23 protein-coding genes and 1 pseudogene are annotated in these 22,362 nt (G+C 62.5%); 7 read left to right on the forward strand and 17 right to left on the reverse strand.

Annotated elements, in window-relative coordinates; all coding sequences use genetic code 11:
* Positions 1–164: transposase (locus tag ACYCVF_RS33775; protein ID WP_459606558.1), on the forward strand; the 164-nt coding region annotated here is incomplete at its 5' end.
* 104 nt (positions 165–268) lie between these two features.
* Here the strand turns inward: ACYCVF_RS33775 and ACYCVF_RS33780 are convergent.
* From ACYCVF_RS33780 to ACYCVF_RS33840, 13 genes are all read right to left on the reverse strand, one after another.
* Complete coding sequence (locus ACYCVF_RS33780) at positions 269–460, reverse strand: hypothetical protein (RefSeq protein ID WP_459607284.1); 192 nt, start codon at positions 458–460, stop codon at positions 269–271.
* A 121-nt stretch (positions 461–581) separates the two neighbouring features.
* On the reverse strand, positions 582–728 hold the full coding sequence (locus ACYCVF_RS33785) for a hypothetical protein (RefSeq protein WP_459604034.1): 147 nt from the start codon (positions 726–728) through the stop codon (positions 582–584).
* A gap of 776 nt (positions 729–1,504) precedes the next feature.
* Positions 1,505–1,687, reverse strand: a complete 183-nt coding sequence (locus ACYCVF_RS33790) for a hypothetical protein (protein ID WP_459604035.1) — start codon at positions 1,685–1,687, stop codon at positions 1,505–1,507.
* Positions 1,688–2,549: 862 nt separating this feature from the next.
* Positions 2,550–2,816 carry a hypothetical protein gene (locus tag ACYCVF_RS33795; protein ID WP_459604036.1) on the reverse strand — a complete coding sequence of 89 codons (267 nt, stop codon included), beginning with the start codon at positions 2,814–2,816 and terminating at the stop codon, positions 2,550–2,552.
* 103 nt (positions 2,817–2,919) lie between these two features.
* Positions 2,920–3,147 (reverse strand): hexameric tyrosine-coordinated heme protein, encoded by a 228-nt coding sequence (locus ACYCVF_RS33800; RefSeq protein ID WP_459604037.1) that lies wholly within the window; start codon positions 3,145–3,147, stop codon positions 2,920–2,922.
* Positions 3,148–3,177: 30 nt separating this feature from the next.
* Positions 3,178–3,567 (reverse strand): c-type cytochrome, encoded by a 390-nt coding sequence (locus ACYCVF_RS33805; protein ID WP_459604038.1) that lies wholly within the window; start codon positions 3,565–3,567, stop codon positions 3,178–3,180.
* Positions 3,568–3,603: 36 nt separating this feature from the next.
* Entirely contained in the window at positions 3,604–4,599 is a 996-nt protein-coding gene (locus ACYCVF_RS33810) for an FAD:protein FMN transferase (protein ID WP_459607286.1), read from the reverse strand.
* Positions 4,596–5,162 carry a nitrous oxide reductase accessory protein NosL gene (locus ACYCVF_RS33815; protein WP_459607288.1) on the reverse strand — a complete coding sequence of 189 codons (567 nt, stop codon included), beginning with the start codon at positions 5,160–5,162 and terminating at the stop codon, positions 4,596–4,598. The genes ACYCVF_RS33810 and ACYCVF_RS33815 overlap by 4 nt, the downstream gene beginning before the upstream one ends.
* A complete protein-coding gene (locus ACYCVF_RS33820; protein ID WP_459607290.1) occupies positions 5,159–5,986 on the reverse strand; it encodes an ABC transporter permease subunit in 828 nt (275 codons plus the stop codon). Before ACYCVF_RS33820 ends, ACYCVF_RS33815 begins: the two co-directional genes overlap by 4 nt.
* A complete protein-coding gene (locus ACYCVF_RS33825) occupies positions 5,983–6,903 on the reverse strand; it encodes an ABC transporter ATP-binding protein (protein ID WP_459607292.1) in 921 nt (306 codons plus the stop codon). The genes ACYCVF_RS33820 and ACYCVF_RS33825 overlap by 4 nt, the downstream gene beginning before the upstream one ends.
* Complete coding sequence (locus tag ACYCVF_RS33830) at positions 6,900–8,240, reverse strand: nitrous oxide reductase family maturation protein NosD (RefSeq protein ID WP_459607331.1); 1,341 nt, start codon at positions 8,238–8,240, stop codon at positions 6,900–6,902. The genes ACYCVF_RS33825 and ACYCVF_RS33830 overlap by 4 nt, the downstream gene beginning before the upstream one ends.
* 31 nt (positions 8,241–8,271) lie before the next feature.
* Positions 8,272–10,218 carry a TAT-dependent nitrous-oxide reductase gene (gene nosZ / locus ACYCVF_RS33835; RefSeq protein WP_459604043.1) on the reverse strand — a complete coding sequence of 649 codons (1,947 nt, stop codon included), beginning with the start codon at positions 10,216–10,218 and terminating at the stop codon, positions 8,272–8,274.
* 23 nt (positions 10,219–10,241) lie between these two features.
* Positions 10,242–12,554, reverse strand: a complete 2,313-nt coding sequence (locus ACYCVF_RS33840; protein WP_459607294.1) for a 4Fe-4S binding protein — start codon at positions 12,552–12,554, stop codon at positions 10,242–10,244.
* 202 nt (positions 12,555–12,756) lie between these two features.
* Between ACYCVF_RS33840 and ACYCVF_RS33845 the strand changes: the two genes are divergently transcribed.
* A complete protein-coding gene (locus ACYCVF_RS33845; protein ID WP_459612955.1) occupies positions 12,757–13,632 on the forward strand; it encodes a ferritin-like domain-containing protein in 876 nt (291 codons plus the stop codon).
* Between the two features lie 17 nt (positions 13,633–13,649).
* On the opposite strand, the pseudogene ACYCVF_RS33850 reads toward ACYCVF_RS33845, so the two are convergent.
* Positions 13,650–13,832, reverse strand: a pseudogene (locus tag ACYCVF_RS33850) (SOS response-associated peptidase); the annotation flags it as partial.
* Between the two features lie 612 nt (positions 13,833–14,444).
* Here ACYCVF_RS33850 and ACYCVF_RS33855 point away from each other — a divergent pair.
* From ACYCVF_RS33855 to ACYCVF_RS33865, 3 genes are all read left to right on the forward strand, one after another.
* Positions 14,445–15,950, forward strand: a complete 1,506-nt coding sequence (locus ACYCVF_RS33855) for a glucan biosynthesis protein G (protein ID WP_459607298.1) — start codon at positions 14,445–14,447, stop codon at positions 15,948–15,950.
* Positions 15,938–18,061 (forward strand): glucans biosynthesis glucosyltransferase MdoH, encoded by a 2,124-nt coding sequence (mdoH, locus tag ACYCVF_RS33860; protein ID WP_459607299.1) that lies wholly within the window; start codon positions 15,938–15,940, stop codon positions 18,059–18,061. Before ACYCVF_RS33855 ends, mdoH begins: the two co-directional genes overlap by 13 nt.
* A gap of 244 nt (positions 18,062–18,305) precedes the next feature.
* Positions 18,306–18,497, forward strand: coding sequence for a CsbD family protein (locus tag ACYCVF_RS33865; RefSeq protein ID WP_459607301.1), 192 nt, complete (start codon positions 18,306–18,308; stop codon positions 18,495–18,497).
* A 129-nt stretch (positions 18,498–18,626) separates the two neighbouring features.
* On the opposite strand, the gene ACYCVF_RS33870 is transcribed toward ACYCVF_RS33865, so the two are convergent.
* On the reverse strand, positions 18,627–18,929 hold the full coding sequence (locus ACYCVF_RS33870; protein WP_459612956.1) for a hypothetical protein: 303 nt from the start codon (positions 18,927–18,929) through the stop codon (positions 18,627–18,629).
* A gap of 297 nt (positions 18,930–19,226) precedes the next feature.
* Positions 19,227–19,517 (reverse strand): exonuclease domain-containing protein, encoded by a 291-nt coding sequence (locus ACYCVF_RS33875; protein ID WP_459607305.1) that lies wholly within the window; start codon positions 19,515–19,517, stop codon positions 19,227–19,229.
* A 670-nt stretch (positions 19,518–20,187) separates the two neighbouring features.
* Between ACYCVF_RS33875 and ACYCVF_RS33880 the strand changes: the two genes are divergently transcribed.
* Entirely contained in the window at positions 20,188–20,607 is a 420-nt protein-coding gene (locus tag ACYCVF_RS33880; RefSeq protein WP_459607306.1) for a CopG family transcriptional regulator, read from the forward strand.
* Positions 20,608–20,611: 4 nt separating this feature from the next.
* A complete protein-coding gene (locus ACYCVF_RS33885) occupies positions 20,612–21,799 on the forward strand; it encodes an extracellular catalytic domain type 1 short-chain-length polyhydroxyalkanoate depolymerase (RefSeq protein WP_459607308.1) in 1,188 nt (395 codons plus the stop codon).
* 98 nt (positions 21,800–21,897) lie between these two features.
* On the opposite strand, the gene ACYCVF_RS33890 is transcribed toward ACYCVF_RS33885, so the two are convergent.
* Positions 21,898–22,107 carry a hypothetical protein gene (locus tag ACYCVF_RS33890; protein WP_459604053.1) on the reverse strand — a complete coding sequence of 70 codons (210 nt, stop codon included), beginning with the start codon at positions 22,105–22,107 and terminating at the stop codon, positions 21,898–21,900.
* Positions 22,108–22,362: the final 255 nt, after the last annotated feature.

Here is a 22,362-nt window from a genome sequence, read left to right on the forward strand (position 1 = left end):
CGCATCGCTACGATAAGATCGCCTACAAAGGCCGAAACGTCATCGAACGGATGTTCTGCCGCCTCAAGGACTTCCGCCGGATTGCAACTAGATACGACAAGCGAGCAGACATCTTCCTGTCTGCAATCCTTCTGGCCGCTGCGATCACTTGGTGGATCAATTGAGTCCGGACCCTAGGGCGGGCTTGATTTGCTTAACCTGAGTTCTTCGCAGTTTGACCCGTAGCTGAAGTGGACATGGCGCCTTCAACTCCGTTTGGGAATGAGCCTCAAATGACGTTCGGCGCAATCAACTCTTTCACGCCGACGAGGTGCTCGAGGTCTTCGATCGCTTCAAGATCCCGGCGCCGAGACGTTCTTTCGCTATGTGATGTCCCGACTTCGATGACGTGTGGGTGACGCCCGTCGCGCTCAACGCACACATCTACTTGCGGATCAGGATCCCTTGAACTGAAGGTCATGCCTATCTTCGTCTAGGTCTCCGCGCCGGGCCGACCAAGCGAGCCCGTAGCCGCGAGCAGGGCTTTCGCCTCGAGGTATCTGTGACCTCAGAATATCTTCGGCACGTCACGGTGGCAGAATTCACACACTAGACCTCACCGGAATTTTATTCTTGCAGTGCGGACATTTCCGCACCCCGTAGTATCGGCGTATTTGGCCGCCGCTGCCGGCGCGGTTGGCGATGACGATCACTAAAATGATCACGATGACGACGATGAAGAGTTCCATGTTCTGTCCGCTGCCCATGGGCCAATCTAATTCTCGCGGTATGGCGGGGGGCGGGGCAGCCGGCTCCTGACAGTTTCCGGCAGCCTGTTCAGGCCGGGGTACCGGGAGTCGCTCGCTCAATTTCGTCTGCCAATGCGTTGAGATGATCGGCCAACCGCGAGAACAGCTCGCGCTTTTTTGGGGCAGTCGCAAGATCGCGGATCAGAGCGCATTCGGATGCGTCAGTGCGCAACTTCTCTGCTTGGGCCCGTATGTCCTTCATTGGTCGCCCCATGGTTGGGAAGGCTGGCTTTAGAAATGCTGAACTACGAGGCAAGGCGGGCAGGCGGCTGCGCAGGAGGTGAGGTTGTTTAGGGCGTTATACTCATTTTGTTCGAGGATCGTTCTTACCTAGGAGAACTACGGTGTCCCTCTAGAGGACACATCCTTTGTTACGGCCGTAGGCCGTCGAGCTGGTAAGGTTGCGAGCGAGCCTTGAAGCTCGCAACCCGTTTATCCAGCAACCAAAGCTCAGCGCTGTGAGTGTTCACCAACTGCGCGGCGCGAAGCATCGCTGCTCGGTCGTTCGGACAGTTCAGATCGTGACGGTCAATGATGTGTCCGCGGTCATCCAGAAGATAAAGCCGATAGCCTGGCATCAGCGCCGATCCACAGCATGATTTTAGCTTTCAATAGTGCCTGATCCCATCAGCTGACTTTTTGCGCTAGCGCAAAGACGAGCTTGAGGAACTCTCCCGAATCCCAGCGCCGACCTAGGAGCTGTATGCAATGCGGCATCAGTTCAGAGCATCAATCGTTCGTTGCAGCCGGACGATGTTCTTCTCTTCGGCTTCGATCTGGCGGGCAGCGTCAATGCGCAGGGATGGCGCATCGTCGGCCGCTCTGGTCTTCAGGCGCCGGATGCGGTCACGGGACAGGTCGATAACTTGTTGAAGCTGCTCTTTCCAGTCAGCGGACATGGTTGCAACGCCCACGCAAAACTAATCGGCTTCAGCGTCATCTCTAGTGTTAATAATATTTCTTGCTGCAGGTCGTGCCCACCCGGAAGAATACCGGCTGTCTTATGGGCGCGACCGTCGGTGGTGGCATACAATTGAAAGGGGCAGCCTCGCACCGACCCCTTGCCGGTCAAATGCTTGTTCGGAATGAAAATCCAGCCCCGGCATTTGACAGCTTAGAATTTTTCACGGGCTCGAAAATCCGTTGGAATACTGAAAGCGTTGCTGACCAATTTTTGGTCTTCCGTCTTTTCCAAACCGAGGACTAAAGTGCTCCGGTCGAGGAACGACAAGTTACCGTCAGATGGACGTGCTCCGACGAGCATTTGAACAGCTCAGTGCCCCGATCTGCACTGAGTGCGGCGTCGAGATGGCTTGGCTGCGCTCCAGCCTTCTCAAGGAGAAGCACGCAGTCTCGCACATATTCACGTGCGCCAACTGCAACAGCATCAGAGAAGCAAAAATGCCTTGGAAGGCTCAGGAAGAGTGACGTTGCCTCACCGATGGTGTGACTTGCCAACTGTCCGAGTTTCTCTCGCCTCTTCGTCGGCCAGCAGCTTCCGATCATGCTGCGCTTCTCCTCGTGCGTCTTCCTCAAGGAGCTTGCAATAGTGGCGGATGTTCGCGTTTTGAATGTAACGGTTCGCGGCACAACCCATGCTGCTAAGAGCATCAAATTGCCGCTAAGCTCCCGTCCCAGTCGACCCGTAAAACCACGGGGTGCGCAGCACATCACGAAAAATTTGTATTGAGGCAGCAATTCCCGAGGTCGCGACACTCGCCCTGAACACCCCCGGCGCAGCGGGCAATCGCGACGTTTTTTCTACGGGTCGCGGCCCTCCTCCCGGTGGCGGAACGGATCGGCGGCCTCGTCATGGCCTGAGCGGCTACTGAAGAACATCAGCGCCATGAGTCCGCACCCAACGAGGAGGGAGAAGAAGGCCCCGAGCCCCAAGGCGATCCAGCCGTGCTTGCCCATCTCGACGCCGCTGCTCGCGTTCCAAACGGAGACGGCCCAGAGCCCGGTAAGGATCAATATGGCGCCCAGAAAGACCAGCAGGACGATTTGACCGGTACTGAGAGCTCTCATGGCTGCACCTGTTCGTGCCTGGACTGGGTAAACCGCGAACGCGAGTCGGCGTTCCGGAGTGCGGCAATCCCGCCTCCCGAGCAGACGCGATGGCCGCGTCTCATCAGCGCCACCAATTGTTGGCGGCGGCGACCGTCTGGAAGTGGACCGCCACCACGTGGGATGTTGCGATCAATTGCTCCGAGTCCTGCTCATAAGCCGTCCGCAGGCGCGTACGGACCTCGTCCGATGGCTGCGTGATCTTCACCGCCATTCGTGAGAGCTTTACGGCCAGTTCGAAGCCTGCCTGGGGTGTATCGGTCTTCAACGATGGCAGCCAATTTTCGCTCATATGCCGTATCCTTTGTTGGGGCTGGAGTGCTCACTGCGTCAGCTTGACGGGCGCCTTGTCGAAAGTGTGCAAGTAGGCGATCAGGTCTTTGATCTTGTGCTCGTCCTTGATTCCGGCGAAGGCCATCTTGGTACCCGGGATCTTGGCCTTGGGGTCCTTGATGTATTCGGAGAACGTCGCGTCGTCCCAGGTGATTCCGGATTTCTTGTTGGCCTCCGAGTAGTTGTAGCCCTCGACCGATCCCGCTTTCCGTCCGATCAGGCCGTTGAGCACCGGGCCGACGACGTTCTTGGCGGTGTCGCCGACCTGGTGACAGGCCTTGCAGACGGCGAAGACCTTCTCGCCCGCGGCGGCGTCCTGGGCGCCAGCTTGGCCGAGACCTGCTGTGAGAAACAGGGCCACAAGTGCTGTCCGATTCATCAAGTTCTCCTTTTCCATGGGTTTGAATTCGATCGATCAAGCAGTGATTTCGGATGACTTGCCCGAAGCATCGATGAGATGCACGCGATCCACGTCGACGTAAGGTAGCAGCCAACGGATTCGCTCCTCGGGCATCAGGCTGAACGCGGTCGAGAGCGCATCGGCTGCAGTGGCGCTTCGAGCGACGGTTGTCACGCTTTGATAACGATGGGCGCTGCCTCCCGTCGCCGGATCGAACAGGTGGTTGAAGCGACCTTCGGCATCGAACCGGAACCCGTAGCTCCCCGAGATCGACACCGCCCGGTCGACGATCGGAAGGATCGTGGCGGAGCGGCTCGCGATCTCCGGATCGGCGACGCCCACTTCCCAGGGGCGGCCGTTCGGCCGCGCGCCGATGGCCCTGGTCTCGCCCATGTCGACCAGGCTGTGCGAGATGCCCTGGGCCTGGAGCAACTCGACGACCTTGTCCGTCACGTAACCCTGTGCAATCCCGTTCAGGGTCAAGGCCATTCCATGAGGCATCGCAATCCGATCGCGGCTGACAGACAGACGACGGTGGCCGACGCGCCGGAGCGCGGCCTGGATCGCCGTCGGCGGCGGACCGGCGGGCTCCGCCCCTTTTTGCGCAAAGTGGTCCTTATAGACCTCCCACAAGGGCTGCACCGTCGGATCGAACGCGCCTTCGGTTAGCGCCGAGTAGCGCTGCGACGCCGTCAGCAGTTCGACCATTTCGGGGGCGGGGCCGACGAGGATGCCGGTCCGGTTCAGTTCCGCGAGAGCGGAATCCTTCATGTAGAGACTGAACTGCCGTTCGAGCCGCCGCGCCTCGGCGCACGCCAGCGCGATCAGCCGCTCCGCCCGGCCACGATCCTCGTCGTGAATCTCCAACGTCGCAACCGCGCCCAGCATCGTGCCGCGCCAGGTCACCGGCGCGACCTCTGCACGAGCGGGATGACCTGAAGACAGCGCGCCGAGGCCCGCTGCCGCCGCGCTGATCCTGATGAAGCGTCGGCGCGTCAAGGTTGGCATCATGGCGTCCTCCTCGGTCGCTCGCTTGGCGGGCCTCCCGCCGTCTCGTCGGCCGCAACTGCGCCTGTAGTGTTCGTGGACGCCAGGACATAGTCCCGCGGCACTTCGTCAAACTCGACCACCCTGCCGCCGTTTTCACCGGCAAACTTCTCCGCCGCTGCCCGGTCCGAGAACGGAACAGCTTCGTCCCCACCCATGCCGCTCTTGACCCGGCTCTCGATCACAAACAACGCCTTGCGCGCCTCGATCCAATTGTCGGCGCCGGGCTTGTCCCAGTCGGGGGTCTTGCCCATGTCGGACACGTAGATCGCCAAGATGTCCTTGGGTTCGTCCGGCAGCATGGTGAAGGCGATCGTGTCCCGCACCGACGAGAACCACACGGGCTCCATCAGGCTCGCGGCGAAGATATGCCCCTTCGGTCCCGGGTGCTCGAGCACGTTCATGCCGCAGTAATGCCCGATGTCCTCCGCCGTCATCCGATGCGGCGGCGGGATCTTCGCCGCCTGCTTCTCGTTGCAGCCCGCGAGCGCAATCAGCAAGGCACAGGCGATTGCCAAGAGCCTCATAGCTCTCTCCGTGAGAAGGCGAGCGCGGCCAGCCCCAGCGGCAGCAGCGTCCAGCAGAGCAGGGCGGTCAGAAGGACCGGGATCGTCAGGGACGTGGTTTGGGCAAGGCCAGCCATGCCGGCGAAGGTGCTGACATTGGCGAACCCCGTCAGGTTGATCAGCCGGTAGGCGTCGGTGGGGTTCGCGAGCAGCATGGCGTTGAGCGCGCCCGCCGAGATGCTGCGTCCCTGATCAAGCGCAAGCACGCCCAGCAGCGCCATGTCGTAGATCAACACAAGCAACAGCCACAATCCGATGCAGATGCCCGCTGCCGTTCCGCGGTCGCGCACGAGCGAGCTGACCAGATATCCGATGGCGACGAAAGCGGCGCCGAGCAGCACCGAGGAGCCCACCATCGCCGCGAACGCCAGAAAGCTGTCGCTGTCGATCTGGCTGCCCGTCGCCGCCAGCGCTCCGACCGCCGCGCCGTAGCCGAGGCAGGTCGCAAAGCCGAGGACGGCGAGGTGGCCCAGGAACTTGCCGAGCAGCACCTGCCATCGCGCGACCGGATAGCTCAGCAGCAACAGCATCGTCCCCCGTTCCATCTCGCCGACGATGGCGTCGTGCGAGATCAGAAGCGCGATGAGCGGAACGAGAAAGATCGTCAGGCTCGACAGGCTGACGACCACCACGTCCAGCGTGCGAACGCCGACGTTCCCGGTTGGCGCGCTGCCGAGAAAGGTCAGTGACAGGGCGAGCCCTGCGAGCAGGAGCGTTGCGGCCAAGACCCAGCGATTGCGGATGGCCTGGTGGATTTCCTTGGCGGCGATGATCAGGACGTTCATGGCGCCTTCTCGGATTGCCGGAGGAAATGAGCATAGAGTTCGTCGAGAGTCGGCGGGACCACGTCGACGTCCTCGACGGAGTTGCCGGCGGCCGTCGCGCGATGCAGAAGCTCGATTTTCCGCTCCGGCGAGGCGTCGATCTCGACGATGTGGCCGTTCAAGCGGCGGCAGGTCGCGTCCTTGGGCGCCCAGCCCGGCAGCTCGCTCGAAGCAAGCCCTCCGACCCTGAGGCGGATCCTGGTGGGCAGCCGGGCGAGACGACGCAGCTCGTCGATCGACCCGTCCGCGACCTTGATGCCTCGGTTCATGATGATGACCCGGCCGGCGCGCTCTTCGAGCTCGGTGAGCGCGTGCGACGACAGCAGCACGGTCGCGCCCGCAGCGGCGAGCTGCGCGATGATGTCGTAGAAGGTCTGCCGCAGCTCCGGATCGAGGCCGGTGGTCGGCTCGTCCAGCAGCAGCACGCGCGGGTGACCGAGCAGCGCCTGCGCGAGCCCGAGCCGCTGGCGCATGCCCTTCGAATAGGTGTTGACCCTGCGGCGGCTGGCGGCGCCCAGGCCGACGGCGTCGAGCAGCTCCATCGCCTTGGTGACCGGCTCACGCTTCAGCCTGGCGTAAAAGGCCTGCGTCTCCCGGCCGGTCAGGGCAGGGTCGAAGGAGACGTTCTCCGGCAGATAGCCGAGTTGTCGTCGACCGGCGAACTCACCGGCGGCGGGATTGTCTCCGAGGACCTCGACGGCGCCGCTGGTCGGCCTAATCAAGCCGAGCATGAGCTTCATGAGTGTGGTCTTGCCGGCGCCGTTGTGACCGATCAAGGCGACCAGCTCGCCTTGGCCAAGCGCGAACGAGGTCCCGCGCACGGCCTCGACCCGACCATACGTCTTGGTGACGTCGCTGACGCGTACCGTCCCGGTCATCGCTTTTCCTTCCGCGCGCCGACCTTCGGCGGCGACACCAGGGGATGGCTGTCGACCACGCCGCCGGGCAGCAGTGCCGGAAACTGTGCCTGCGCCCAGCGGATCACCTGGACGGCGGGGCTGTTGATCAGGACCTTCGCAGCGGGGGCGGTCCACAGCACCCGATCGATCAGGTCGTTCGGCCGGTATGCCGTGTCAGCGATTCCATCCCCGTTCAGGTCGAAGGCGGGGTTGTCGCTCCAGTAGTTGCCGCGCCCCCCGATCGACCAGTCCAGATGCCGGGTGCCGACATACTTCACCTGGTTGGCGTTGCTGACGAAGGCATTGCCCGTGATCACGTTGCCTTCTGAGCCGGCCGTGAAGTGCACGCCGATGGCGCAGCGTTCGAACCAGTTGTTGCGGAATTTGTTGTGGTTAGTGTTGTAGATGAAGACACACTTCTCCGGGCCAGTCCTGAGACTGCGCTCCCGTTTCGGTTGCGGAAGCATGCCTCGCTCGTCGGACGGATTATCTTCCGTCCTGTCTGTTACCGTGTTCACCGGACCGCCTGTGACACGGTTGCCCTCGATCTCGGCATAGTTGGCGTAGTTGAAGAGAAGTCCGTAGTCGCGATCGCGATCGGAGCTGTTGCCACGGATCACCAGGCGGTTCGAATACATGATCGCGTAACCGACATGGTTGCCGATCGAGATGTTGCCGCTGACTTCGCTGTCGTTTGTGTACATGTAGTGGACCGCGAAGCGAACCTGCTCGAAGCGATTATCGACGAAGCGGTCCTTGCTGCTGGAGATCGAGAAGATGCCGTCGCGGCCGTAGCGGAAAATGTTGTTGGCGATGGTGACGTCAGGCGCATTCCACAGCGAGACGCCGTTGCCCGCTTCGCTGAGACGACCGCCGCGCAGTCCCTCGATCTCGTTGCGGACGACCCGGGAGCCCCTGGCGCCATGCACATAGACGCCGAACAGGTTTCCGACCAAACGGTTGTCCTCGATCCTCGCGCGTTCGGCCGTCTTCTGCAGGAAGATCCCGGAGTTCATCGCCTGCAGGTCGCGGCCGGACCCGCGAATGGTCACACCGCGAATTGTGACTTCGGGCGCGCTGACGGTGATGACGCTGTCGGTTCCGTCACCATCGAGCACAACGTCCGGACCGCCAATCAACTGCAAGGGACGATCAATCCGGATCGAACCGTGATACTCCCCCGGGCCAAGCTCGACGACGTCGCCGGCGCGCGCGCCGTCCAGCACCGCTTGCAACGGCTGGCCAGGCGCGGCCGTCAGCGTCGCCGCATCGGCGATGCCGGACAATCCGGCGGCGACCAGCGCCGCCGGAAACATGTGCGACAATAGACCCAACGGGCGGCTCCGATCAGACCGATTTCGGCTCGACGAACATCCGGCCCTTCATCTCCATATGCATGGCGTGGCAGAACCAGGAGCAGTAGTACCAGTAGACACCCGGCTTGTCGGCCGTGAAGGTCACCGACGAGGTTGCCATCGGCCCGACCTCCATGTTGATGCCGTAGTTGACGATGCAGAAGCCGTGCGTCAGGTCTTCGACCGCATCGATATTGGTGATGAAGACTGTCACTTCTTCACCTTGCTTGACCTGGAACTGTTCGAGGCCATAGGCCGGCGCGGTCGACGTCATATAGACCCGCACCTTGTTGCCGTCCCGGATCACCTTGGAATCCGCCTCGAGATCGATCCCGTCGGCCTTGGCCTGCTTGACCGCGTCTGCGAACATCGGATCCGCGCGATCCCAGATCGAGATCGGGTTGATCTTGGAGCGGTGGACGATGGTCGCGTCATGCGGCTCGGCGAAGCTCGGGCCGTCATGCACCAGCTTCATCTGATCGCCTGAAATGTCGATCAGCTGATCGTTCTCGGGCTTGAGCGGTCCGACGTTCAGGAAGCGGTCCTTCGAGAATTTGTTCAGCGAGATGAGCCACTTTCCATCCGCCTCCTTGGTCTGTCCCATCGAGGTATGGTTGTGACCGGGCTGATAGTGCACGTCGAGCTTCTGGATGATGGGGTTGACCTTCTCACCCTTGAAGGCCCGCTTGGCGAGATCGATGTTCCACTTGCAGACCTGGCTGTCGAGGAACAGGGTCGTGTAGGCGTTACCCTTGCCGTCGTAGGCGGTGTGCAGCGGGCCGAGGCCGAGCTCCGGCTCTGCGACGACCACGTCTCGCGGCTTGATCTTGTCATCGAACAACTGGTCGAACAGGCGCACGTCCATGACGGTCACGGTGGGCGAGAGCTTTCCGGCTGCGACGACGTGAATGCCGTCCGGGGCCGTGTTCATGCCGTGAGGATTGTTTGAAACCGGAACGTAGCGCGTGTAGGCCGACCCCTTGCGGCCGTCGATCACGGGGACGCCGTTCATTTCCTTGAAATCGCCCTTCTTCACGGCCTCCTCGATCCGCTTAATGTTGAAGATGACGACCCAGTCCTGCTCGCTGGCGGTCATCTCCGCCAGAGTGACCCCTTCTTCGCCGTTGTAGCAGGTTGCGAAGCAGTATTTGCCCTGGTAGTCGGCGTCGACATTGTCGAGGTTGCCGCTGACGATCACCTGCCAGGCCACCTTCATTGTGTCGCCATCGATCGCACTGAATATGGAACGATACTGTTTGGGATCGTCGAGGATCTTGCCGTCGTTGGGCAGGGGTACCCCATCCTCGCCGTTGGCGAACACGTAGCCGGTGCGCGGATATTTCTGCAATCGCAGGCCATGAACCGTGTGCTGGTTCGGCAGTTCGATGATCTTGTCGCACTTCATGACGTCGAGACGCACGCGCGCGACGCGACTGTTGGCCTTGTCGTTCATGAAGGCATACCGCCCGTCATAGGTACCGTCCGTGAAGGAGATGTGCGGGTGGTGGAGATCGCCGTTCAGGTAGGTGCCGCCGCGGTTCTTGAGGAATTCGCGCGTTGCGGGCTGCATCCCTTCGGTGAGCACCTTGAGACTCTCATTGGTTTGTCCCCAGCCGGTCGCACTGCAGCGGTTGAAGACGGGGACGCGCATCAGTTCGCGCATCGAGGGGAGGCCGACGATGCGCATCTCGCCGGATTGGCCGCTCGAGAAGAAGACATAGTATTCGTCGAGCTCGCCTGGCGCGACTTCCGTCTTCTGTACAGCCGGACGCGCCGGCGGCGCCTTGGGCGCGCCGGCTTTGGTCTGCGCGTCGGCGACCGAGACGAAGCCGCCGTCCTTCATCACAGCTCCGCCGGCGAGCCCAACGCCCGCAGCCGCGGCGGTGGTCCCCAGCAGGGTTCGTCGGCTGACGCTCTTTCCATTTTCGTTGTCGCTCATGATGGTCTCCTCGACTTTCGGTTTCAGGTTGCAGGTGGCGTGATGGCGTCAGTGGGCGACGCGCGGACGGGTTTCCCGCCAGCAGTGATGAGCGTGTCCGGACCCTTGCCGCCGGAGCGCATCGACGGCGACGACATCGCCTGGCGCTTTTCCCGCTTCAGCCGCACCTGGATCATGTGCGGGCAGCGGTGGTCGTCGAAATAGAGTTCCTGGCAGTGCATGCAGTAGATGCACTCATTGACGTTGATGTGACCTTCCGGATGGATCGCCTGCACCGGACACTCATTGGCGCAACGCTGACAGGGCGAGCCGCATTCCGGCCAGCGCCGCAGCCATTCGAACATCCGGATACGCCCTGGGATCGCCAGCGCAGCACCGAGCGGGCACATGTAGCGGCAGAAAAAGCGCTCGACGAACAATCCGGCCGCGAGCAGGGTCAGCGCATAGAGGACGAACGGCCACTCCCGCGCGAACTTCAGGATGATGGAGGTCTTGAATGGTTCGACCTCGGCAAGTTGCTCGGCGAAGGCGGTAGAATAGAGCGACATGCCGAACAGGCCGAGGAAGGTGATGTACTTGATCGGCCAGAGCCGTTCATGAAGTCCCCAGGGAACGCGGAATTGAGGCACCTTGAGCGCCTGCGCGACGTTGTTGAGCAATTCCTGCAGGGCGCCGAACGGGCAAAGCCAGCCGCAGAACGGTCCACGACCCCAGAACAGCAGCCCAGCCGCTATCGAGGCCCAGAGGATGAAGATCAGGGGAGCCGAGAGGAAATAGTCCCAGCTGAATCCGGTCAATAGGGAATTCGCGAAGGTCAGGACGTTAACGACAGAGAGCTGAGCGTTCGCATACCAGCCGAGCCAGACAAGGATGAAGAGCAGGTAGCCTCGGCGCACCCAAACGTACACGGCTGGACGTCGAACCAGCACATTCTGGAAGAAGAAGATCAGGGTGAGCGCGCCGAGCGCCGCCACGGTGAAGCCGACCTTGACGGTGTTGGTACGCCAGATCCGCATCCACAGCGGCTCCTCGTCGGACGCGGGCGGCGGCGTACCCACCTCGCGCGTCTCGGCAACGGAGGTTGCCGACGCCTTCGAAGCTGCCGCTTGTGGAGGCTGCGCCGGGGGCGCCTGGCGCTTCAGGTAGGCCTCAGGAAGTGCATAGCCGAGATCGAAGGTGACCAACGCCTTGTCCCGGGCGCCGACCACGCGCTGCACCAGGAGCCGCAGCACCCATGGTTCGATCGGATCGAACGCGAGTTCGGGCGGCACCGTGAACAGAGCGATTTCCGGAAAATCGGGCGCTCCCTCGGCGGCAAGGCTGCCGAGCCGCGTGTGATCGCGGTCGCGGAAGCGGACGCTGTTGGTGTCCTGAACCAGTTCGATGCGGTCGAAGATTCCGCCGCGGACGTAGGCGGCTCCCTTGAACGAGTAGCGGCCGGATCCGGCGACGACGAGCGCCTGCTGACCTGGCTTGAGGCGGCCCACGAGCCGTTGGTAGCCGTCGTCTCCGAGCAGACTGCGTCCGATCGTGGGAACCGCGACATCGGCGACGTACAGATCGATGAATGTGTCGTCGGGATCGCCTGCCTCCGGATGCGCGGTGGCGGCGGCGTTACCCGTGTTTTCGAACGCCTTGTTGATGTCCGCAACCGAGAGGAAGAGCCGCCGGACCGAGCCGTCTCCGAGGAGAGTCTGCCAATCGCGAACCTCGCTCATTCCGGGATCGATCGCTTTCGAAGCTTGCGGTGCTGCGCTGGTGGCTGCATCGCCTTGGGCCCCGAGCCGGCCGCTCTTGATCAGCTTCGTCGCGGAACGGACGATGCTGTCGCCGAACACGAGGACGGTCACCGTAGCCCCGCTGACGATGTCGACCTGAGGCGCCTGCGCGGCACCGCGCGCCACCTCGCTCATGTCGGCGCCGATCAGCTTGTTGACGGCTTCCAAGATTCTCTTCTCCGGAATCCCGACGAGAACAATCGGCTCCTTGTGCTCGACGAGTTTGAACCCCTTGATCACGCCCTTGGTATCGATGCCAATCAGGACCTGGATCGGCTTGCCGGAATAGCCCGTGGCGTTGGCGAACTGGGAATTGAGGTAGACAAATCCATCCAACTGCTCGCCGCGGTAGACCGGGACGATCGGCGGATTCCCCTGCGGCGAACCGAATCGGTCGGCGCCTTGGAAGAAGTCGGCGGGCGCGACCTTCGGCAGATACGTGGCGAGATCGCCGGCCGCTAGTGCCGCATGTGCCCACAACGTCGCGCAGATCGCGACGATGACCGCAAATGCTGCTGTAGATGCAGGCCGTTTGGCGGCGGAAAAACTCCGGACCATACAGTACCTCAAAGCGGAACGGGTCTGCCCGAGCACGCGTATTCCATTCGAACTTTGGATGTTTGATGTCCCGGGATCGCCGTTGACGCCGGACGGGAGGACCGATTGAGGCAACGCAAAACGAGCTGCGTCAAGGGGGTCTATCTAATGCTAAGAATGGCCTCGAAAATTGCGCTGCATCAAACAGCCGAGGAATATGATCATGCCGCTGTTGCGAACCACGCTCTTGAAGATGGAACCGGCGGGGACCCTGCAGTCGCTCGACGAACTGTTCGCGCTTGCTAATGCGATGGAGCAGGAAGCCGCGACGAAGTACGGGGAACTCGCCGAAGAGATGCGACGTCAGGACCGCGCCGACCTGCTGACGGTTTTCAGCGACCTCGCGGCGGCCGAGCGCGAACACGTCGAAAGCGTGCAGCGCTGGTCGCAGTCGCGACGCGGGAAGTTGCCGAATCCCGCCCTCGTCCGCTGGGAGGCGCCCGAGACGTTCGACAGTGACGAAACAGCCGAAATCAAGGCTTCGAACCTGATGACGCCTTACCGCGCGCTCGCCACTGCAGTGCGCAACGAGGAACGCGCCTTCGCCTTCTGGTCCTATCTGGCCGCGTATTCGAAAGATCCCGAGATCAAAAAGGCTTCGGAGGCGATGGCCAAAGAGGAGCTCGGCCACGTCGCGACGCTGCGAAAGGAACGGCGCCGTGCCTTTCATCAAGAGCACGACCGGGCGCGGGCAGACGAAGCGCGCCTTCCTGCGGAGCGGATCGAGGCGCGGAGGCTTGAGCATTGCCTTGCCACCCACTTTGCGGCCCTCGAGCGGCGCCTGGAAGGGGCGGCTGCGGTGCGCACGCGCGAGCTCCGCGAAAAGACGATGCGGATGGCCGACGAGGCCCGTGATTTCGGAAGCTTTCCGGGTGCGCTCGAGCAGCGGGACGCGCTGACGATCGCCGAGGCGCTGGCCGACGCCTATCTCGAGGGTGCCGAGCGCTCCGGCGACGCCGAGCGCGTCGAAACCTTGCAGCACCTGGCGGAGCGGGCAATCTCGAGGCTGGCTTGGCTGCGTTCGCTCGACGCGGAGTGACTCGCCCCAGCGCCGCGGGGTGGCATGCCCCAGCGCATCAGCAACATCACTTCGGCATCACCGGCGTTGCGGATCATCGGCGCCAGATAGTCCGGAAAGACACCGGGCATCGGCGCCAGATTGCCCACATACTGGTTCATGCGCCTGAACAGTCCGGCGATCGCCGCCTGGTTGGTGGTGATCGAATAGAGATTGCACATTGTTCAGGGTCTGGCTTTCACCAAAGAAAGCCGTGATCGAGATTTTTGACCCCTTGTTTTATAGGCCACCCGAACGAACTTTTCTGCGAACAATTCACAGGATAGTGCGCCCGCGAGTGGTGTGGGCGCTCCGCTTTAGACGATGGCCGAGTGGGCATTGTGCTAATTTCTCGGGATTTGAAGCGCCGACGCAACAATCGCGACGCGGGTCGCGAAAGCTCCCAATGGAAAGCGCAAGGCCGCGCGCGAGGCGAGTTCCGGATGCTGGTTAGGTGATCGAGGCGAGGAACGGGTAGGGAGAGAGTGGGACTCTCTTTCCCGATGCTGCGAATCCGCGAAAACCGCCGAAGAACAAGGATTCCTGAAAAGACCGGTCGGATTTTGTGACCACCGCCGTGTACCACCGATTCGGCTCAGCGGGCGCTCGATCTCAACCGATTTCGAGGCGGCTCAGGAATGAACTGGAGCCGAAGCTTTCCCGCCCGCCCTTATCCGTTTGCGCCGCCGCGACCGCAAGCGCTCGGAAAGCCGTTCGTCTTCCGCCCGCCAGTGGAACTCACGGGCACGGTGGTCGTTGCTTGGCGGCGGCAGCAGTAGCGAGAAGGAGAGCGCGTGAACCGACGCCAGCTTGTTCAAGGGTCGGCGTTGCTGCCGGCGTTGCTGCTCGCCTCGCGCAGCGGTTTCGCCGCGGCATCGGGTGATGCGTTTGGGTCGTCCACGGTGAGGGACCTGGCCCGTATGCTGGCGGGCAAGTCGTACGAGGCGCCGGACGAGAAGCTGCCGAGCGGATTGAGCGACCTCGACTACGATCAATACCGTTCGATCCGCTTTTTGCCCGAGCGCGCGCTTTGGCGCGGCAAGAATCTTCCGTTCGAGGCGCAGTTCTTCCATCGCGGGTTCTTCTACAAGAACAGAGTGAACATCTTCGAGGTCGCGGACGGAAAGGCAAGCGAGCTCAAGTATCGCAAGGCGGACTTTTCTTTCGGCGAGAAAGTCCCGGCATTCGAGGACATCGATCTCGGCTTCGCAGGCTTCCGCATTCATGCGCCCATGAATCGCGCCGATTATTACGACGAGGTCTGCGTCTTCCTGGGCGCAACTTACTTCCGCGCCGTTGCCAAGGGGCAGACGTATGGTCTTTCCGCCAGGGCACTTTCGATCGATACGGGCGAAGCCAAGGGCGAGGAATTTCCGTTCTTCAAGGCCTTCTGGCTCGAGCGGCCGGCGCCGGGTGCCACCTCGATGGTGATCCACGCTCTGCTCGACAGTAAGAGCTGCGCAGCGAGCTACCGATTCACTGTCCGGCCCGGGGACACGACCGTCTTCGACGTGGAAATGTCGGTGTACCCCCGCGTCGAAATGCAACGGGCCGGTCTCGCGCCCATGACCAGTATGTTCTTCTACGGTCCGAACGACCGCAACGACATCGACGATTTCCGTCCGTCCGTCCACGATTCCGACGGCCTTGCGATCTTCAACGGCAAGGGCGAAAGCCTCTGGCGGCCGCTCAGCAACCCCCGCGATCTTCAGATCAGCACTTTTCAGGATCTCAATCCGCGCGGTTTCGGGCTTATGCAGCGGGAGAGAAACTTCTTCGCCTATCAGGACATCGAATCCAGCTTCGAGAGACGGCCCAGTCTCTGGATGGAGCCGGTCGGGGACTGGGGCGAGGGCGGGGTCGTGCTGATCGAAATCCCGACCAAGGAGGAGGTCCACGACAACATCGCCGCATTCTGGCGTCCTAAAAGCCCGCTGCAGGCCAAGGGCGAATACAACTACACCTATCGGCTGCACTGGAGCCCCGACAGTCCGAAGCCGCATTCCCTGGCCAGATTCACGCGAAGCGGGATAGGGGCGAGGGGCGAGGACGCGCGCCTCTTCGTTCTCGATCTGATCGGCGATAACCTGAAGGGCGTCGATCCTGCGAGCGTCAAGGGCGTCGTCACGGCGGAGAAGTCCGAGGTGAAGAATATCGTCACGCAGCCCAATCCTTACACCGGTGGTTGGCGGCTGAGCTTCCAGTGCCAGGTGAAAGGGGAGCCAATCGAGCTGCGGGCATTCCTGGCCGAAGGCGACAAGCCGTTGTCGGAAGTCTGGGTTTATCGATGGGCCCCCTGAGCACAACACCGCAACGGATCGCCGTCGAGATCGCCAGCCAACGCCTGTTGCCGAGCGAGTCCCCCCTTCCCATGGCTCCGAGCGATCTCGGAAAGAACCCGGTATCGAACCGCGTTCCTGCACCGGTCGCCACCACCATGGCATGGCGGCGCAGCGTCATCCTGCTCTCGACGGCGGCGCTCACGGCGGCGGGCGCCTATGAGATGTATCGGGTGCTGCAGGTCGGCGGCATCACCGTCCTCGAAGCCATGGTGCTGGTGCTCTTCCTGGTCCTGCTCGCCTGGGTCGCCTTCTCGTCCGCGTCCGCCGTGGCAGGCTTCGTTGTGCTGTTGGGCCATCGTCCGGACGGGGGCGCCTTGGCGCCTGGCGCGGAACAGCCTGCGATCGCAAGCCACACCGCCATGCTGCTTCCCACCTACAACGAAGACCCGCACCGATTGACGGCCCGGCTCCGTGCGATCATCGAATCCCTGGAAACGACCTCGCGCGGCAAGCTGTTCGACTGGTACGTCCTGAGCGACAGCACCGATCCGGACATCTGGGTCGCAGAAGAAAAAGCGCTCCTCGCATTGCGACAGGTTGTCGGAACACGGCTGTACTATCGGCACCGAGCCGACAATACGGCCCGGAAAGCCGGCAACATCTCCGAATGGATCACGCGGTTCGGCGGCCTCTACGACTTCATGATCGTGCTCGACGCCGACAGTCTCATGAGCGGGCAGACCATCGTCCGGTTGGTCCATGCCATGGAAACTAAGCCGAGCGCCGGGCTCGTCCAGACGCTGCCCATAATCGTCAATGCGCGCAGTCTGTTCAGTCGCGTCCAGCAATTCGCTGGCCGCCTGTACGGACCGATGATCGCCGCCGGCGTCGCCTGGTGGCACGGCTCCGAGGGAAATTACTGGGGACACAACGCGATCATCCGGGTGAAGGCGTTTGCCGAAGCGGCGGCGCTGCCGCAGCTTCGCGGGCGCAAGCCATTCGGCGGACACATCCTCAGCCACGATTTCGTCGAGGCTGCGCTGATGCGGAGGGCCGGATGGGGCATCTACATGCTGCCGACGCTCGGGGGAAGCTATGAGGAGGTTCCGCCATCGCTGCTTGATTTCGCGGCGCGGGACCGGCGGTGGTGTCAGGGCAATCTTCAGCATCTCGCCGTGGTACCCGCGCGGGGTCTCCACTGGGTGTCACGCCTGCATTTCATGGTGGGGATTGGGGCATATTTGATGGCACCGCTGTGGCTGCTGTTCTTGCTGATGGGGATGCTGATCTCGCTGCAGGCCCGCTTCGTGCGTCCGGAGTATTTCCCGAAGGGTTTCTCCCTGTTTCCGAGCTGGCCGGCCCAGGACCCCGTGCTCGCTATCTGGGTGTTCGTCGCCACCATGGGTCTACTCCTGCTGCCGAAGCTGCTTAGCCTGGCCCTTGTTTGGATGCGGCGTCCGGCGCGACGCCAATTCGGCGGCCCATTGCGAGCCTCGGTCGGACTTTTCGCAGAGATTGTCTTATCGGCGTTGATGGCGCCCGTGATGATGATCTTCCAGTCGATCGCGGTCGTCGAGATCCTGGCCGGTCGCGATGCGGGCTGGCAGACCCAAAGGCGCGACGACGGCACCGTGGAACGCCGCGAGCTTTATCGAAAATACGGCTTTCCGACCTTGTGCGGCGTTGCGATGGCGGCAAGCGCGTACGCGGTTTCGCTGCCCCTTCTGCTCTGGATGTCGCCGGTCATCGTGGGGCTGCTGTTCGCCGTTCCCATAGGGGCGCTGACCGCCCGGCCCGCGCTCGGCAAACTGTTCGCCACCCCGGAAGAACGAGAGCCGCCCCCGGTCCTACGGCGAGCGAACGAATTGAGCGCGTCGGCGGACGTGGGGATCAAGCCCGCACTGGTGGAGCTGCGTTACGACGCCGCGCTCCTGGCCTTCCACCTCGCGCAGCTGCCGCCTCCTCGCGCCGCCCGTCCGGGCACGATCGACGCGAACCTGGCGGTCGGCCGTGCCAAGGTCGATGCAAGCGATACGTTCGAGGAGGCCGCGGCGCATCTGTCCTCTCGGGAAGTCTTTTCGATCTTGAACGACAGTTCGGCGCTCTCTACCGCCTTGCAAAAGCGATGAACGCGCCCGCACTTTCGCGTCCGTCGATCCATGGCATGATCTAAGTGGTAACTAGTTCTACAATTCGACGACTGGGACGAAGGATAGGAACAATCCAAGAAGCGTCCCCTGCGGGCAAGGACTAGACTCGCAGCTGGGCGCCCGCTTTTCAGATGCGATGAGTTTGTTGTAACGCCGGCGCTATTTGAGGAACTACTTCGAGAAGCTTTCGTTGGCCCGTTCCCCAACGCGAAGGAACACGATCATGGACCGCGAACATGTTAAGGGAGCTGCCGACAAGGTAAAAGGCGCGCTCAAGCAAGGTGCCGGCAAGCTCAGTGGCGACAAGGATCTGGAAGCTGAAGGTAAGATCGATAAGGCCAAGGGATCCGCGCACAACGCTGCTGGAGATGTGAAGGACGCAGCGCGGGACGCCGCGGACGCCCTCGAAAAGTAAGCAGAAGAGGGAAGACCAAGAACTAGCCGCTTCCGGGCGGCTTTTTCTCTACGTGAAGAAGGTCGGCAATAGCCGCAAGTGTGTTGGGAAGCGCCTCGCTCGCTAAGAAGAAGCGGCCGAGCAGTCTTTTCAGACACGGCTGGAAAAACGTGTGAAGGCGGTCAACGTCTGCAGACGCGGCTTGACGTCACGCAGGTAGATCTCCGCTCTCAGGAAAGCGAGCTCGTCGTCAACGGTGGAATCGCCGACGTCGACGTACCAGGACTTGGGCCCGCCGTCCGTGCCGTCGCTCCAGCGGTAGCCACGGCACTTTAGCGAATCCTTGAGTTCGAACGGCGACTGTTCGGCCCAGACGCGGACAGTCTTCTTTCGCGCCTTGTCGAGCAGGACGGCGAGCACCGGCGCGGCGGTCGTTGGTAGGTCGAAGTCCAAGATCTCCAGCAGCGCGTGACAGTCGCCCACGGCCCTGTGTGCCTGGTGGAAGTAGCCGGCTCCGTTGAGGAGGTAGCGAGTTGCAAGCCCGCGAAGCCGTATTTTCGCCAGTCGATCTCGCTCATGCTGCAACCCCAGGCCTTATGCTCGAACACGGGCCAGTAGCGCTCGACGAACCTCCTGTCGAAAGCGCTGCTATGCGCGATCGTGATGACTGCGCTTTCGGCGAAGGAGTGATGGCGGCATCGTCGAATCTGTGACTGGCGACCATTTCGTTGGTGATGCCAGTGAGTACCGTCACTTCCGCGGAAATCGGTGCACTCGGCTCGTTGAAAGCGGAGAACGTGTCTCTGACGCCGACGATCCCCCGTCCGGCGTGTAGTCGAACTTGACCATCCCGAGCTCGATGATCTCGTCCTTGTCGTGGTCGAGACCCGTCGTCTCGGTATCCAGCGTCCCGGTCCTGCAATCCTGCCCGATCGTCGGTTGGCAGGCGGCCCGCGGCACGAGGCGCTGCAGCACCCGGTAGTCGGCCGACCGGCTCAAAGCCTCGGCCATTGCAGTCAGATCTATCAGAGTTTGCAGCATGGGGACTTCGAGTGTTGCGATCCGGCGAGTCCCGTGTCGCATAATTTGCGCCGCTAGGTATTTCAGAGTCGAGCGATTCACGGTGCTTTCGGGGGAGGTCGAGTTCGATGGTGTGGCGGTAAGACGGAGCCGCGACGGTCTGCTCGAACAATCATAGCCCCTCCGTGGGGCGACTCGGGTAGTTTTGGCATCGTTCCGGAGCACCATCGAGGACTATGGTGGCTGTCGATCCGAAGCCGTCCAGGCACGTGAACCGAAAACGCCGGCGCAAGCCGCGCGCGGGGATTCTCGACTACGTCGTTGAGATCGACGGCTGGGACTAGGGGTACTCGTTCTCGCTCAACGCCGAGCGGCAGCCGATGGACCCGTACCACGAATTCCGACACTGCAGATCCAGGGCCGGCTACTAACGCCGGTTGGGCTGAAGACCGAGAGGGCGGAGATCTCGCTGCGGCCGTCGTCCGACCTGGTGGAAGAGCGCCGCCGGGACCCCTGACGCCGGTCGCGCTGCTCGCTCGCTGTCGGTCCGGACGGCCCTGGGCAACATTGGGCTCCCTTGGGACGCTGTGACGCCGATCCTGCGCTTTTTCACTTGAATCATTCCTTCGCACCTCCATATGCCATCTTTCTACCATCCGTAGGGATGGTGCATTAGATCGGAACTCATCCCATGGCTGACAATGTCCGCGAACTCCGGCCGAAGCCCCCGGACACCGAGAAGATCACGATCAACCTCGGCTACGTCGATCTCGGTCAGGTCGATCTGATGGTGCAGGAGGGGTTCTATTCCAACAGGACCGACTTCATCCGGACGGCCATCCGCAATCAGCTCGAACGGCATGCGGACGTGGTCAAGAAGTCGACGGCACGCAAGAGTCTGGACCTCGGGCTGCGAAACTACACCCGCCATGATCTTGAAGCGGCGCAACGCGCCGGCGAAATGCTCCACATCAACGTCCTCGGCCTGGCGATCATCGACCATGACGTCACGCCTGATTTGGCCCGCGCCACCATTGCTTCCGTCTCGGTGCTTGGAGCCCTGCATGCCACTCCCGCGGTCAAGGCCGCTCTCGCCGACATAACGAGGTGATGCGATGTTGGATCAGAGCATAGTTCGCGAGGCCACTCGCCTCACGCGGGCGGGTCGATTGATCGAGGCGACCGCGCTCTTGCAACGCATGCTTCACGGCCGCGGCGCGCCCGCGGCAACGACGGGACATGCAGTTCCAGTCGAGCTCGCCAGGCTCGAGCCGCCGACCCTCGATTTGAAAGCCCAGGTCGTCGAGGAGAAGAAAAGCGGACCGCCGGCAGAGCATGCCGCTTCCGTCCTGGGATGCAGAAGTCCCGCGCCGCTCAAGGGCGTGAAAGACTTGGAGGGGCTCGGACTGCACGGCCTGAGCATGCGCGCTCCGCCGTCCAGGTCGGACGTCGTGCCCGATGGTGCGCGCTTCATCGAAGGCACCTTCGGCAACGCGGCGGGAAGCCGAACCTACAAGCTGTTCATCCCGAGCCGCGCGCCCGGGCGACCGCGCCCATTGATCGTCATGCTTCACGGCTGCACTCAGTCGCCCGACGACTTCGCGGCCGGCACCCGGATGAACTTTTTGGCGGAAGAGCAGGGCTGCTTCGTGGTCTATCCGGAGCAGCCGCACAGGGCCAATCAGGCGAAGTGCTGGAATTGGTTTCGCACCGGAGACCAGAAGCGGGGCGGCGGCGAACCTTCGCTGATCGCGGGCGTCACCCGCCAGATCATGCGCAACCACGGCATCGACCCCAAGCGAGTTTACGCTGCGGGCCTTTCGGCCGGCGGGGCCGCAGCTGCCATCATGGGGGCGACCTATCCGGACCTATACGCTGCGGTCGGCGTCCATTCGGGCCTGGCGTGCGGGGCAGCCAGCGATCTTCCCTCTGCGTTGACCGCGATGCGGCAGGGCGGTGCGCCCGGAGCTACCGTGAAGGCTTGCTCTCCGGTGCCGACCATCGTGTTTCATGGCGACCGCGACACCACCGTGCATCCCGACAACGGCGACCGGGTTCTCGGTGGCCGCGGCGAGGGCCGGGAAGTCATGGTGGTTCGCGGGCGAGTGCCGGACGGGCATTCGTATACGCGAACGATCCTGACCGCTGCGCAGGGACGAGACAACTCCGAGCACTGGAGTGTCCACGGTGCCGCGCATGCCTGGTCGGGCGGCAGTCCTGCGGGCTCCTATACCGATCCGCGCGGGCCGGACGCGACGAGGGAGATGTTGCGCTTCTTCATGGATAATCCGTTGAGCGCTTAATGAACTTCCCATCGCGCTCAAATATTCAAGAAGGCAATTCGAAGTTCGGCGACTGCAGACGTCATGTGCTCTCAGATATGCCTGCCGCCGCCGGGGCGTCAGGCCTCGCCAAGTCCAGAGAAGATCGAAGCCGGAGATGTCGTGCGCGGCACCGGCAGCGGCCGCTCGGTCGGTCGCGATCGCGAGCTGCCCCCCTTGGCGTCGTACCGTTTGGCGAGATCCAGCAGGCGTCGCCTGGTGAACGGGTCGGCCTTCTCGGCGATGGTACGGACCCGATGGGCGAGACCCCGATAGAATTCCTGCTCCACGACGCACCCTCCCGCAACATCATTGCCCAGAGCTGAGTAGCCTGCGTCCTTCAGTCAACAAGAGCCGACGCGGGCATATAATTCCGCGAACAGTCTTGAGATCGCGATGTCGACGGACGTAGAGCCTGCCGATCGAGCTTTGGATCCAACGATGGGCGACGACTGAACGCGACGGCGCCGGCATGACCGGGCTTACGGGACAGCGCCTCCGCCCGCCTGACCCCGGCGTTGGCGTTGAAGCACTCCGTCGCGTCG

It is taken from the genome of Bradyrhizobium cedriense, from assembly GCF_054602315.1.

Coding starts and splice junctions, on each gene's coding strand:
- mdoH (WP_459607299.1), top strand. CDS start 15,938: ATGGGCCCCCTGAGCACAACACCGCAACGGATCGCCGTCGAGATCGCC.
- ACYCVF_RS33815 (WP_459607288.1), bottom strand. CDS start 5,162: ATGAGGCTCTTGGCAATCGCCTGTGCCTTGCTGATTGCGCTCGCGGGC.
- ACYCVF_RS33795 (WP_459604036.1), bottom strand. CDS start 2,816: ATGAGAGCTCTCAGTACCGGTCAAATCGTCCTGCTGGTCTTTCTGGGC.
- ACYCVF_RS33880 (WP_459607306.1), top strand. CDS start 20,188: ATGGCTGACAATGTCCGCGAACTCCGGCCGAAGCCCCCGGACACCGAG.
- ACYCVF_RS33885 (WP_459607308.1), top strand. CDS start 20,612: ATGTTGGATCAGAGCATAGTTCGCGAGGCCACTCGCCTCACGCGGGCG.
- ACYCVF_RS33785 (WP_459604034.1), bottom strand. CDS start 728: ATGGAACTCTTCATCGTCGTCATCGTGATCATTTTAGTGATCGTCATC.
- ACYCVF_RS33845 (WP_459612955.1), top strand. CDS start 12,757: ATGCCGCTGTTGCGAACCACGCTCTTGAAGATGGAACCGGCGGGGACC.
- ACYCVF_RS33790 (WP_459604035.1), bottom strand. CDS start 1,687: ATGTCCGCTGACTGGAAAGAGCAGCTTCAACAAGTTATCGACCTGTCC.
- ACYCVF_RS33800 (WP_459604037.1), bottom strand. CDS start 3,147: ATGAGCGAAAATTGGCTGCCATCGTTGAAGACCGATACACCCCAGGCA.
- ACYCVF_RS33865 (WP_459607301.1), top strand. CDS start 18,306: ATGGACCGCGAACATGTTAAGGGAGCTGCCGACAAGGTAAAAGGCGCG.
- ACYCVF_RS33780 (WP_459607284.1), bottom strand. CDS start 460: ATGACCTTCAGTTCAAGGGATCCTGATCCGCAAGTAGATGTGTGCGTT.
- ACYCVF_RS33840 (WP_459607294.1), bottom strand. CDS start 12,554: ATGGTCCGGAGTTTTTCCGCCGCCAAACGGCCTGCATCTACAGCAGCA.
- ACYCVF_RS33820 (WP_459607290.1), bottom strand. CDS start 5,986: ATGAACGTCCTGATCATCGCCGCCAAGGAAATCCACCAGGCCATCCGC.
- ACYCVF_RS33875 (WP_459607305.1), bottom strand. CDS start 19,517: ATGCTGCAAACTCTGATAGATCTGACTGCAATGGCCGAGGCTTTGAGC.
- ACYCVF_RS33825 (WP_459607292.1), bottom strand. CDS start 6,903: ATGACCGGGACGGTACGCGTCAGCGACGTCACCAAGACGTATGGTCGG.
- ACYCVF_RS33810 (WP_459607286.1), bottom strand. CDS start 4,599: ATGATGCCAACCTTGACGCGCCGACGCTTCATCAGGATCAGCGCGGCG.
- ACYCVF_RS33805 (WP_459604038.1), bottom strand. CDS start 3,567: ATGAATCGGACAGCACTTGTGGCCCTGTTTCTCACAGCAGGTCTCGGC.
- nosZ (WP_459604043.1), bottom strand. CDS start 10,218: ATGAGCGACAACGAAAATGGAAAGAGCGTCAGCCGACGAACCCTGCTG.
- ACYCVF_RS33830 (WP_459607331.1), bottom strand. CDS start 8,240: ATGTTTCCGGCGGCGCTGGTCGCCGCCGGATTGTCCGGCATCGCCGAT.